General features: G+C 73.0%; 11 protein-coding genes. 3 read left to right on the top strand and 8 right to left on the bottom strand.

What is annotated here, in order from left to right:
• Positions 1-157 precede the first annotated feature (157 nt).
• Together ACZ5TL_RS01755 and ACZ5TL_RS01750 are read left to right on the top strand one after the other, a co-directional pair.
• Positions 158-1,195 (top strand): ATP-binding cassette domain-containing protein, encoded by a 1,038-nt coding sequence (locus ACZ5TL_RS01755; RefSeq protein ID WP_468586564.1) that lies wholly within the window; start codon positions 158-160, stop codon positions 1,193-1,195.
• Complete coding sequence (locus tag ACZ5TL_RS01750; protein WP_468586562.1) at positions 1,192-2,040, top strand: ABC transporter permease; 849 nt, start codon at positions 1,192-1,194, stop codon at positions 2,038-2,040. Before ACZ5TL_RS01755 ends, ACZ5TL_RS01750 begins: the two co-directional genes overlap by 4 nt.
• Positions 2,041-2,109: 69 nt before the next feature.
• Here the strand turns inward: ACZ5TL_RS01750 and ACZ5TL_RS01745 are convergent, their stop codons facing one another.
• The 6 genes from ACZ5TL_RS01745 to pdhA form a co-directional block, all read right to left on the bottom strand.
• Positions 2,110-3,219 carry a potassium channel family protein gene (locus tag ACZ5TL_RS01745; protein ID WP_468586560.1) on the bottom strand — a complete coding sequence of 370 codons (1,110 nt, stop codon included), beginning with the start codon at positions 3,217-3,219 and terminating at the stop codon, positions 2,110-2,112.
• Complete coding sequence (locus tag ACZ5TL_RS01740; protein WP_468586558.1) at positions 3,216-4,586, bottom strand: molybdopterin molybdotransferase MoeA; 1,371 nt, start codon at positions 4,584-4,586, stop codon at positions 3,216-3,218. The genes ACZ5TL_RS01745 and ACZ5TL_RS01740 overlap by 4 nt, the downstream gene beginning before the upstream one ends.
• Positions 4,583-5,572, bottom strand: a complete 990-nt coding sequence (locus tag ACZ5TL_RS01735) for an NTP transferase domain-containing protein (RefSeq protein WP_468586556.1) — start codon at positions 5,570-5,572, stop codon at positions 4,583-4,585. The genes ACZ5TL_RS01740 and ACZ5TL_RS01735 overlap by 4 nt, the downstream gene beginning before the upstream one ends.
• 115 nt (positions 5,573-5,687) lie before the next feature.
• Complete coding sequence (locus ACZ5TL_RS01730) at positions 5,688-7,244, bottom strand: dihydrolipoamide acetyltransferase family protein (protein ID WP_468586554.1); 1,557 nt, start codon at positions 7,242-7,244, stop codon at positions 5,688-5,690.
• Positions 7,244-8,248, bottom strand: coding sequence for an alpha-ketoacid dehydrogenase subunit beta (locus ACZ5TL_RS01725; protein ID WP_468586552.1), 1,005 nt, complete (start codon positions 8,246-8,248; stop codon positions 7,244-7,246). The genes ACZ5TL_RS01730 and ACZ5TL_RS01725 overlap by 1 nt, the downstream gene beginning before the upstream one ends.
• Positions 8,245-9,390 (bottom strand): pyruvate dehydrogenase (acetyl-transferring) E1 component subunit alpha, encoded by a 1,146-nt coding sequence (gene pdhA, locus ACZ5TL_RS01720; RefSeq protein ID WP_468586550.1) that lies wholly within the window; start codon positions 9,388-9,390, stop codon positions 8,245-8,247. Before pdhA ends, ACZ5TL_RS01725 begins: the two co-directional genes overlap by 4 nt.
• Positions 9,391-9,580: 190 nt before the next feature.
• On the opposite strand from pdhA, the gene ACZ5TL_RS01715 reads away from it, so the two are divergent.
• Positions 9,581-10,066 (top strand): Lrp/AsnC family transcriptional regulator, encoded by a 486-nt coding sequence (locus ACZ5TL_RS01715; RefSeq protein ID WP_468587074.1) that lies wholly within the window; start codon positions 9,581-9,583, stop codon positions 10,064-10,066.
• A 2-nt stretch (positions 10,067-10,068) separates the two neighbouring features.
• Here ACZ5TL_RS01715 and ACZ5TL_RS01710 read toward each other — a convergent pair whose 3' ends face one another.
• Positions 10,069-10,659, bottom strand: a complete 591-nt coding sequence (locus ACZ5TL_RS01710) for a TetR/AcrR family transcriptional regulator (RefSeq protein WP_468586548.1) — start codon at positions 10,657-10,659, stop codon at positions 10,069-10,071.
• Positions 10,656-12,173, bottom strand: coding sequence for a 3-hydroxyacyl-CoA dehydrogenase (locus ACZ5TL_RS01705; RefSeq protein WP_468586546.1), 1,518 nt, complete (start codon positions 12,171-12,173; stop codon positions 10,656-10,658). Before ACZ5TL_RS01705 ends, ACZ5TL_RS01710 begins: the two co-directional genes overlap by 4 nt.
• Positions 12,174-12,266 lie beyond the last annotated feature (93 nt).

Below are 12,266 nucleotides of genomic sequence, written 5' to 3'. Positions count from 1 at the left end.
ACCCGTCGGCCACCGGGCCGAGTCCGGTCCGTCCCCGGGACCGCCTTGCCTACTCGTTGGTCCGGTCCTGGCGAAAATCCATGTGCGGGACCGATGAGTTTGGGCGACGGTGTAGGTCTCCCCATGCGTAGCCCACGTACTCGGAAGGACCCGAAGCATGAGCACGCAGACGTCCGGCCTGGCGATCGAGACCGCGGGCCTGGTGAAAACGTTCGGCGAGACCCGGGCCGTGGACGGAGTCGACCTGTCCGTGCCCGCGGGCACGGTCTACGGCGTCCTCGGCCCGAACGGCGCCGGCAAGACCACCACCGTGAAGATGCTCGCCACCCTCCTGCGGCCGGACGGCGGCGAGGCTCATGTCTTCGGCCACGACATCGTCCGCGAGGCCGACGAGGTGCGCAGCAGGGTGAGCCTCACCGGCCAGTACGCGTCGGTGGACGAGGACCTCACCGGCACCGAGAACCTGGTCCTGCTGGGCCGCCTCCTCGGCCACCACAAGAAGGCCGCCCGGGACCGCGCCGCCCAGCTGCTGGAGGCCTTCGGGCTGACGGAGGCGGCCGGCAAGCAGGTCAAGCAGTACTCGGGCGGCATGCGACGCCGCATCGACATCGCCGCGTCCATCCTCAACACCCCGGACCTGCTGTTCCTCGACGAGCCGACGACCGGCCTGGACCCGCGCAGCCGCAACCAGGTGTGGGACATCGTGCGTGCCGTCGTCGCCCAGGGCACCACCGTGCTGCTGACCACGCAGTACCTGGACGAGGCCGACCAGCTGGCCTCCCGGATCGCCGTGATCGACCGCGGCCGGGTGATCGCCGAGGGCACCAAGGGCGAACTCAAGTCGTCCGTCGGCGCCGGATCCGTCCATCTGCGGCTACGAGATCCCGACCAACGCGATCTCGCGGCCGGCCTGCTGCGCCGGGCCCTGGCCGCCCAGGTGCAGCTGGAGCCCGACCCGGTGGCCCTGACCGCCCGGCTGGGTGCGGCGGCGAGCGACGACTCCGCCGCCGAGCAGGCCTCCCGCGCGCTGGGCGAGCTGGCCCGGTCCGGGATCACGGTCGACAACTTCTCCCTGGGCCAGCCCAGCCTGGACGAGGTCTTCCTCGCCCTCACCGGCCATGACACGCACGACTCCTCCGGCCGCTCCGACGACTCCGGCCAGTCCCACGACCCGAAGGACGAGGTGGCGGCATGAGCACCGCGACGACCACCGAGAGCAAGGAACTCGCCCCGGTCAGCACCGAGTCCCTCGCCGCGCTGCTCATCGCCAAGGACCGGCCGCCGCGGCCCAGCGCGTGGTCGGCCTCGATGACCTTCGGCTGGCGGGCGATGCTCAAGATCAAGCACGTGCCGGAGCAGCTCTTCGACGTCACGGCGTTCCCGATCATGATGGTGCTGATGTACACGTACCTGTTCGGCGGGGCGCTGGCCGGCTCGCCGAAGGAGTACATCCAGTTCCTGCTGCCGGGCATCCTCGTGATGTCGGTCGTGATGATCACGATGTACACGGGCGTCTCGGTCAACACCGACATCGAGAAGGGCGTCTTCGACCGGTTCCGCACCCTGCCGATCTGGCGGCCGTCGACGATGGTCGGCTATCTGCTCGGCGACGCCCTGCGCTACACGATCGCGTCGGTCGTGATGCTCACGGTCGGCATCGTCCTCGGCTTCCGGCCGGACGGCGGAGTCGCCGGTGTGCTCGCCGGAATCGCCCTGCTGGTGCTGTTCTCGTTCGCGTTCTCGTGGATATGGACGATGTTCGGGCTGCTGCTGCGCACCGAGAAGTCGGTGATGGGCGTCAGCATGATGGTGATCTTCCCGCTCACCTTCCTGTCCAACGTCTTCGTCGACCCGAAGACGATGCCGGGCTGGCTGCAGGCGTTCGTCAACAACAGCCCCATCACTCATCTGGCGTCGGCGGTGCGCGGCCTGATGGGCGGCGACTGGCCGGCCGCCGAGGTCGCCTGGTCGCTGGGCTGGGCCGGGCTGTTCGTGCTGGTCTTCGGGCCGATCACGATGCGGCTGTACAACCGGAAGTAGCCGCCGGGGCCATGGCCGGCCGTCCGCACCGGGTGGGTGCGGACGGCCGGCCTCTGTCTACCGGGCCGGTCAGTTGTTGCGCGGCATGGGTGGCATCGGACGGATGTCCGGCGCGACCTGGGTGGCCGGTGTCTTCCGCACGATGGTGATGAGCCGGTCGGTCAACTCCAGTTTCCCGACGGCCGCGTCGTCGTAGCCGAGCACCCGATGACCACGTATGACGCTCACGACCAGCTCGGCGACCTCCCGCGGCGTCCTGCCCACCTCCGCCTTGACGACCGGCCGTTCCACGATGTCGAGCCCGCTGCCCTGCTGGATGAGGTCCTCCAGCACCATGCCGGCCGAGGGGCTGAGCACGGAGAGGCCGAGCAGACGGCCGGCGGCGCTGGCGCTGGTGATGACGGCGTCGGCACCGGACTGCTTCAGCAGCGGCGCGTTCTCCTCCTCGCGCACGGCGGCCACGATGTTCGCCCCGCGGTTGAGCTGCCGGGCCGTCAGCGCCACCAGGACCGCCGTGTCGTCCCGCTGGGTGGCGATGATGATCTGCCGCGCCTTGTGCACCTCTGCCTGCTTGAGCACCTCGCTGCGCGTCGCGTCCCCGACGATGCCCGCGTACCCCTCGGCGGTCGCGGCGTCGATCACCTTGGAACTGGGATCGACCACGACGACCTGCTCCTTCTTCAGCCCCGTCGCGCAGACGGTCCGGATCGCCGACCTGCCCTTCGTGCCAAAGCCGATGACGACGGTGTGATCGCGCAACGTGGACCTCCAGCGGGTCAGTCGCCACTCCTCCCGAGTGCGTTCGGTGAGGGCTTCGAGCGTGGTGCCGACCAGGATGATCAGGAACAGCACGCGCAGGGGCGTGATGACGAGGATATTCGTCAGCCGGGCGCCGTCACTGGCGGGAATGATGTCACCGTAGCCGGTGGTGGAGAGAGTGACGGTCGCGTAGTAGAAGGCGTCGAGAAGATCGACGCCGCCGCCCGCGTTGTCGCTGTAGCCGTCGCGGTCGGCGTAGACGATCAGCGCGGTCGAGACGAGCACCACCAGTGCCATCGACAACCGTCTGGCGACCTGGCGGACCGGGTGCTCCACCATTTTCCTCGGGAGCTTCACCCGGTGGGTCACCAGATGCTCGTCGGCCTGGCGGGCGATCGCGTCCTGGCCCGGAAGTTTCACGTGAAACACACCCCGATTCCACCGGACGCCCAGGGCAGGTCGAGCAGTTCCGCCTCCTGCCCCGGACGTGCGCCGCCCGGTGGGACGACGGCGAGAGCGTCGGCCGCCGCGATGCCACGCAGCATGGCGGGGCCGTTGTAGTGCAGCGGCGCCGCCTGGTCGCCGCGCAGGACGACCGGGACGAGCCGGGTGTCGTGCGGGTGTCCGTGCACGGCGTCCCTGAGGGGCAGCGTGTACGGCTCCAGGGCCGGACGGGCCGCGAGGGTCCGCAACAGCGGCTCGGCGAGCGTCAGCAGGCCCGAGACGGCGGCGAGCGGGTTGCCCGGCAGGCCGACCAGGTGCTGGGTCTCGCTGATGCGGGCCAGCAGCATGGGATGGCCCGGGCGGACCTTGACGCCGTCCACGAGGAGCTCGGCGCCGATCCTGCGCAGGGTGGGGTGTACGTGGTCGACGGGGCCCGCGGCGGTGCCGCCGGTGGTGACGACCACCTCGGCGTCGGAGGTGGTGATCGCCTCGTGCAAGGCGTCGGCATCGTCCCGGACGCGCTGTACGGCGGTGACCTCGGCGCCGAGTGCCCGCAGCCAGGGCGGCAGCATCGGACCGAGCGCGTCCCGGATCAGCCCGTCGTGCGGCAGTCCCCCGGTGAGCAACTCGTCGCCGAGGACCAGGACGTCCACGCGGGGGCGGGGGACGGCGGTGACGGTGTCGTATCCGGCTGCGGCGGCGAGACCCAGGACGGCCGGGGTGACGAGGGTGCCGGCCGGGAGGAGCTGGTCGCCGCTGCGGCACTCCTGGCCGCGCGGGCGGATGTCCTGACCCGGGGCGGCCTCCCTGGTCGCGTACAGCCGGCCCTTGTCGTCGGTGCGGCCGTGCTCGCTGCGCAGGACGGCGGTGGTGTCCGGGGGGATCCGGGCGCCGGTGGCGATCCGGACGGCCTCGCCGTCGGTGAGCGGCGCGGGGGCGGCGTGCCCGGCGAGGACGCCCTCGTCCCGGACGCCCCAGGGGGCGGGACCGGCCACCGCCCAGCCGTCCATCGCGGAGGTGTCGAAGGAGGGGAGGTCGGTGAGGGCGTCGAGCGGGACGGCCAGGGTGAGGCCGAGGGCGGCTTCGAGGGGCACGGACACGGGGGCGCGGCGGGCGGCCCGGACGGTGGCCCGGGCGGCGCGCCCGGCGACGGAACGGGCCTCCGGCCAGGGGGTGGCGTGGTGGCGGGTGTCCGGCCGGGCGGATGTGCCGGTGCTGTCAGGCTCACCTCGCGCGGCGGAGCCGGTGGGGTGGTCGCTGCTGCGGTTGTTCACGAGGGCGAGCACATCCTCGACATCAAGCTCCTCAGCGTCCTCACCGGCCCGGGTGCCGTGGGGGGTCATCCGGCGTCCGGGCGGGTGTCGGGCGTCGCGTCGGGGGCGGCGTCCCCCTGGGGGCGGGAAGGCTGCGGCAGGACGCCGGAGGGCCGGTCCTCGGAGGTGCTCTCCTCCGCCCAGCGCGCGGCGAGGGCGGCGGCCCTGCGGGCGGCTTCGGCTACCGCCTCGGGTCCCCCTCCGGCCCGTGCTGCCGCGTAGCCGACGAGGAAGGTGGTCAGCGGCGCCGCGGGCCTGGCCACGCCGTGGGCGGCGTCGCGGGCGAGGTCGAGCAGGACGCCGGTGTCGACGTCCAGGTCGATCCCCAGTTCGTCCTTGACGGCGGAAATCCATTCATCCAACACGTGCCCATGCTCCCTGATACGTGCCCTGGCTGTGGCGATGTCGTCCCAGGTGTCGCAGTCGAACGACGCGACGGGGTCCAGGACGCGGGTGAGGTTCAGCTCGGCGACGAGGCGCCGCAGGGGGAGACCGGCGAGACCGCCGTGACGTTGGTCGAGAAGCGCGAGCAGTTCGCGCAGCCGCGGGGCGCGGTACGCGGCCACGAGCGGCTGGTCGCGGCCCCCGGGGTCGGTGAGCAGCACGCCGTCGGCGGCGCCTGCCCGGAGTGTGTCCAGGAGCCGGCCGACGGTCGGCTCCTGGAGGAACGGCAGGTCGGCGGAGAGCACCACGACGTACTCGGCCGTGGTGTGCCGGAGCCCGGCGTCGAGCGCGGCGAGCGGGCCGCCGCCGGGCGGGTCCTCGCGGGCCCAGCTCACGGGCCGTGCGGTCGGCCTCGGCGCGGCGACGACGACGGTGGTACGGGCGTCCGCGCAGGCGGCGAGCACCCGGTCGAGCAGGGCCCGCCCGCCCACGCGCACCCCTGGTTTGTCCGCGCCGCCGAGGCGCCGGGCGGCACCGCCGGCGAGCACGACGGCGTCGTACACGGCCGGGTCCGCCCCCTGCGCGGGGGCGGTGCCGGCGCCGGGTTCACCGGGGAGCTCGTAGGCGGTCACCCCCCGAGTATCACCGCCCTCACGATCACAGGGAACGCGGGGGAAGCGACGCGATCACGGGCGCCTGCTCGTGCGGGGCCAGGAATCCCCGCCTCCGCGAGGCGGCCGGACGGGATCACAGCGTCCGCAGCAGCACCGCCGGCTGTTCCACGCAGTCCGCCACGAACCGCAGGAAGCCGCCCGCCACGCCGCCGTCGCACACCCGGTGGTCGAAGGTGAGCGAGAGCTGGACGACCTGGCGCACGGCCAGCTCGCCCTCGTGCACCCACGGCTTGGGGACGATGCGGCCGACGCCGAGCATGGCGGCCTCGGGGTGGTTGATGATCGGGGTGGAGCCGTCGACGCCGAAGACGCCGTAGTTGTTCAGCGTGAAGGTCCCGCCGGTCAGTTCCGCGGGCGTCAGCGTCCCGGCCCGGCCCGCCTCGGTCAGCCGGGCGAACTCCGCGGTCAGCGACTCGGCGTCGCGCGCGTGCGCGTCCCGCACGACCGGGACGACCAGTCCCCGGTCGGTCTGCGCCGCGAAGCCCAGGTGGACGTGGTCGAACCGGACGACCTCCCTGGCCTCCGTGTCCACGGTGGAGTTGAGCTCGGGGAAGCGCGCCAGGGCCGCGGTGCAGATCCGGGCCAGCAGGGCCAGGAGGGAGATCTTCGGCCCGCCGGCCGCGTTCATGGCCGTGCGTGCCCGCATCAGCTCCGTGGCGTCGGCGTCCACCCAGCAGGTCGCGTCCGGGATCTCACGGCGGCTGCGGGCCAGCTTGTCGGCGACGGCGCCGCGGACGCCCTTGAGAGGCGTTCGGATCTCCCCGGGGGCCGCGGTCGAGGAGGCCCGGGGCGCGGGGGCGGCCGTTCCGGCGGCCTGTGCCCCGGCGGCCATCCCGGCGGTCGGCGCTCCGGCGGTCTGCCCCCCGGCGGCCGTGCTCGCCGCCAGCGGCGCGCGTGCGTGCGGTTCCGCCGCAGGGGCCGCCGTGGTGGCCCGGCCCGCGGCGCGCAGCGCGTACTCGACGTCCGCGCGCAGGATCAGCCCGTCGGGGCCGGAGCCGGTCAGCTCCCGCAGGTCGAGGCCGTTCTGCCGGGCCAGTCGGCGGACCAGGGGCGAGATCACGGGCACGGGGCGGTCCTCGCTCTCGCGACCACCGGCATTTCCGGCCCCCGTCGCACCGGCATCCGCCTGCCCGGTCACCACCGCTCCGCCAGCCGCCTGCCCGGTCACCGCCGCGCCGCCGTCCGCCCGCCCGGTCACCGCCGCGCCGCCGTCGGCCTGTCCATTCACCGCCCGGGAGCCTGCCGCAGGCGTTCCGGACACCGGCCGTTCCTGCCGCACCCTGCGTCGCCGCGCCGGCGCCTCGGACGTGCCGTACCCGACCAGGACGTTCCCGGAGCCCTCGGCACCGGCGCTCCCGGCGCCATCGCTCCCGGACGCCGGGCGCTCCCCCACCGCCACCGTGATCAGCGGGGCCCCCACGGGCAGTTCCGTGCCTTCCTCGCCGAAACGGGCCGTGACCACACCGCCGTAGGGGCAGGGCACCTCGACCATCGCCTTGGCCGTCTCGACCTCGACGACCGGCTGGTCGATCGCGACGACGTCACCGACCTCGACCAGCCAGCGCACGATCTCCGCCTCGGTGAGCCCCTCACCGAGGTCGGGCAGCTTGAACTCCAGGACCTGTGCCATCAGCTCTCGGCCTCCCACTGCAGACGCCCCACGGCGTCCAGGATCCGGTCCACACCGGGCAGGTGGTGGCGCTCCAGCATCGGCGGCGGATACGGGACGTCGAACCCGGCCACGCGCAGCACCGGCGCCTCCAGGTGGTGGAAGCAGCGCTCCGTGACCCGGGCGGCGATCTCCCCGCCCGGGCCCCCGAAGGAGCCCGACTCGTGGACGACGACCGCGCGTCCCGTGCGCCGCACCGAGGCGCACACCGTCTCGTCGTCGAACGGCACCAGGGAGCGCAGGTCGACGACCTCGAGGTCCCAGCCCTCGGCGCGGGCCGCCTCGGCCGCCTCCATGCAGACGGGCACGGACGGCCCGTACGTGAGGAGCGTGGCGCTCCGGCCCGGGCGCCGCACCGCCGCGCGGCCGATCGGCTCGACGGGCGCGGGCTCCTCGGGGTTCCAGGAGTCCTTCGACCAGTAGAGCCGCTTCGGCTCCAGGAAGACGACCGGGTCGTCGGAGGCGATGGCGGCGCGCAGCAGCCCGTAGGCGTCGGCGACGGTGGCGGGCGTGACGACATGGAGCCCCGGAGTCGCCATGTAGTACGCCTCGGAGGAGTCGCTGTGGTGCTCGACGCCACCGATGCCGCCGCCGTAGGGGACGCGGATGGTGATCGGCAGGGGCACCCTGCCGCGGGTGCGGTTGCGCATCCGGGCCACGTGCGAGATGAGCTGCTCGAACGCCGGGTAGGCGAACGCGTCGAACTGCATCTCCACGACCGGCCTGAGGCCGTACATGGCCATGCCGACCGCGGTGCCGAGAATGCCCGCCTCGGCGAGCGGCGTGTCCGTGCAGCGGTCCTCGCCGAACTCCTCGGCGAGTCCGTCGGTGACGCGGAAGACGCCGCCGAGAGTGCCGACGTCCTCGCCCATGACGTGCACGGCGGGGTCGGCGGCCATGGCGTCGCGGAGCGCGCGCGTGAGGGCCTGCGCCATGGTGGCCGGCCTGACGGCGACGGTGGTCATCGGTGCGTGCCCCCTTCCGCCTCGGCCTCGGCCTCCAGCTCGGCCCGCAGCTGGTCCCGCTGCTCGCGCAGTTGGCCGGTGGGCTCGGCGTAGACGTGGCTGAACAGGTCCATCGGGTCGAGAGCCGCGTCCTGGTTCATCTGCTCGCGCAGGGCCGCCGCCATGGTCTCTGCGTCCTGGCGGGCGGCCTCGATGCCGGCCTCGTCGAGCAGGCCGCGCGCGGTCAGCTCGCGCTCCAGCAGCTGGATCGGGTCGTGCTCCCGCCAGGTCTCGACCTCGGCGTCGCCGCGGTAGCGGGTCGCGTCGTCGGCGTTGGTGTGGGCGTCGACGCGGTAGGTGATCGCCTCGACGAGGGTGGGTCCGCCGCCCGCGCGCGCGTGGCGTACGGCGTCGGAGAGCACCTCGTGGACGGCTGCCGCGTCGTTGCCGTCGACCAGGCGGCCGGGCATGCCGTAGCCGACGGCCTTGTGGGCCAGTGACGGGGCCGCGGTCTGCTTGGCGAGCGGGACGGAGATCGCGAAGCCGTTGTTCTGCACGAGGAAGACGACCGGGGCCTGCCAGACGGCGGCGAAGTTCAGCGCCTCGTGGAAGTCGCCCTCGCTGGTGCCGCCGTCGCCGACCATGGCCAGCGCGACGACGTCGTCGCCCTTGAGGCGGGCGGCGTGCGCGAGGCCCACGGCGTGCGGCAGCTGGGTGGCGAGGGGGGTGCACAGGGGGGCGACCCGGTGCTCGTAGGGGTCGTAGCCGGTGTGCCAGTCGCCGCGCAGCAGCGTGAGCGCCTCGACCGGGTCCACGCCCCGGGCGACCACGGCGAGCGTGTCGCGGTAGCTCGGGAAGAGCCAGTCGCGTTCCTCCAGCACCAGCGCGGCGGCGACCTCGCAGGCCTCCTGGCCGGTGGTGGAGGGGTAGACCGCGAGACGGCCCTGCTTGGTGAGGGCGGTGGCCTGCGCGTTGTAGCGGCGGCCGCGGACCAGCTGGGCGTACAGCGTCCGCAGCAGCTCCGGGTCGGCCTGCTCCACCGCCTCGGTGCCGAGGACGCGGTACGGCTCCGCATCGGGCAGCAGCGGCGCGGGGTCGGTACGGGGCTGCCAGGCGGGCGGCGGTGTGGGCCGGTATGCGCCCCGCTGCTCCATGACCGTCATGACGGCACCTCCTCGTGGGAGCGGCTCGGAGAGACGCATCGGCTGTGATGCGCCTCACCTACCGATTGTTCGGTCGCCGGCACATTTTGGCTACGGGTGACCCCAGGCTGTGGACAAACGGTTCTCCACGGCCTGTGATGGACGCAGTACGTCCACGGCGGAGAGGCGGGGGCAGGTGGCATCTGAACAAATGGCCGACGGCCAGGGCGACAACGGGGTGCTGCCGCCGGCGCGGCCCCTGGACGCCATCGACCAGGACATCCTGCACATGCTCCAGGCGGACGGCCGCGCCTCGATACGGTCGGTCGCCGAGCGGGTCCACGTCTCGCGCGCCAACGCCTACGCCCGCATCAACCGGCTCGTCGAGGACGGCGTCATCCGCGGCTTCGGCGCCCGGGTCAACCACGAGCGGGCGGGGCAGGGAACGTCCGCGTACGTCACCCTGAAGATCGTCCAGAACTCCTGGCGCACGGTCCGCGAGCAGCTCAGACAGCTGCCAGGCGCCTCCCACATCGCCCTGGTGGGCGGGGACTTCGACGTGCTGCTGCTGGTGCACGTGTCCGACAACCGGGCGCTGCGCGAGCTGGTCCTGACCCGGCTCCAGGCGATCCCGGAGGTGCTGAGCTCGCGCACGCTGCTGGTGTTCGAGGAGGAGGACCTGGAGCCCCAGAGCTGAGCTCAGGCGCTCTTGCGAAGCCCTCCGAACGCCAGCTGCACCACCGCGTCGGCCACCTCGCGCTCGTTCATGCCCCGCCCGTCCGGCCGGTACCACTCGACGATCGAGTTGATCATGCCGAAGACCAGCCTGGTCACCAGCCGGACCTCCACGTCGCCGCGCACGTCCCCGTCGGCCGCCGCGGCCTTCAGCAGGTCCGCGACCCGGTGGTCGAAGTCGCGGCGCCGCTCCAGGGCCCACCGCTCGGTGTCGGTGTTGCCGCGCACCCGCAGCAGCAGCGTCACGTAGGGCAGCTCGGCTATGAGCACCTCGACCATGCGCCGGACGACGTACTCCAGGCGCTCCGCGGCCCTCCCCACACGCGCGTGCTCCTCGTCGAGGATCCCGAACAGGCCGTCCAGGGCCCGGCTCACGGCCCGTTGCAGCAGCTCCTCCTTGCCGGTGACGTGGTGGTAGATCGACGACTTGGAGATGCCGGCCGCCTTGGAGAGGTGCTCCATGGAGGTGCCGTCGTACCCGCGCTCGTTGAACACCCGGACGGCGACGGACAGCAGCGTGTCCGGTGTGTAGGTGTCGCGCCTGGCGGTGGTCATGAGGTGTTGCCCTCCCGCTGGTCGGAGGCGTGGGCGTGGCGGTACAGCGCGAGGGACGGCGCGTAACGCCCGGAGGGGTCGCGCAGGTGCAGGTCGTCCAGCAGGGAGTAGGCCCAGTGGCGGCCGAGCTTGCGGCTCCACTCGAAGGGACCCAGAGGATAGTTCACGCCGAGGCGCATCGCGGTGTCGATGTCCTCCTCGGTGGCCACCCCCTTGGCGACCGCGTCGTGCGCCAGGTCGATGATCCGCGCGACCGTACGGGCGACGATCATGCCGGGGACGTCGCCGATGACACTGACCTTCTTGCCGAGCGCCTGGAACAGGCCGGTGGCCTCGGCGAGGGTCCGCGGGGAGGTGTCCTGGGAGGCGGACAGGGCGATCCGGGTGGCCCCCCGGTAGTCCAGGGCGAGGTCGAAGTAGACGACGTCCCGGAACTCCACGGAGGTCTGCCCGTCGGCGAGGACGAGCTGGCCGCCGCTCGGCAGGATCAGGCGGGAGCCGTTGTCCTCGTCCTCGTCGCGGACCGGGATGCCCGCCTCGCGGATCAGCGGGAGCAGGTCGGAGGCCGGGCCCAGGTCTCCCTCGGCGACGACGTACGCGGGCGGCTGCCGCTGCTCGGCCGTGTCCGCCTCGGGGCGCTCGGCGCCCTCCCGGTGGTCGAACCAGCCGTGGCCGGTCTTGCGGCCCAGCCGGCCGGACTCGACCAGGCGCCGCTGGGCGAGGGACGGGGTGAAGCGCACGTCCTGGAAGAAGGACTGCCAGACCGACTGCGTGACGGACTCGTTGACGTCCTGGCCGATCAGGTCGGTCAGCTCGAACGCGCCCATCCGGAAGCCGCCCGACTCCCGCAGCACGGCGTCGATGGTGGCCGGGTCGGCGCCCTGCGACTCGTACACCGCGAAGGCCTCGGCGTAGAAGGGCCGGGCGATGCGGTTGACGATGAAGCCGGGGGTGTCCGCGCAGGCCACCGGCGTCTTGCCCCAGGCGCGGGCGGTCTCGTACGCGCGCGTGGCGTACGAGACGTCGGTGGCGAACCCGGAGACGACCTCGACCAGCGGCAGCAGCGGCGCCGGGTTGAAGAAGTGCAGGCCGACGAAGCGGCCCGGGACGCGCAGGGCGCCGCCGATGGCGGTGACGGACAGGGACGAGGTGTTGGTCGCGAGCAGGCAGTCGCCGTCGACGACGTCCTCCAGTTCGCGGAACAGCTGCTGCTTGACGTCCAGCCGCTCCAGGACCGCCTCGACGACCAGGGAGCAGTCGGCGAGTTCGGCGAGGGTCCCGGCGGGCAGCAGCCGGGCGCGGGCCGCATCCCGGTCGGCGCCGGTGAGCCGGTCCTTCTCGACGAGCCGGTCCAGACGGGCGCCGATCGCGTCGGCGGCCTCCCGGGCGCGCCCGGGGATGGCGTCGTACAGCCGTACGGGATGGCCCGCGACCAGCGCGACCTGGGCGATTCCCTGGCCCATGGTGCCGGTGCCGATGACGGACACGGGGCTGCTGAGGTCGAGTGCTGTCATGTGCGCGATCCTCCCGCACGGGGTTTTCCACAGATGCGGCGGACCCCCTTGAACCGACCGATCGTTCGGTTACTCTAGCTCTGTCCGAGTGTT

This window comes from Streptomyces sp. NPDC033136, from assembly GCF_055578235.1.
Note: the sequence above shows the minus strand (reverse complement) of the source record. Positions and strands in the feature narration are given on the sequence as shown.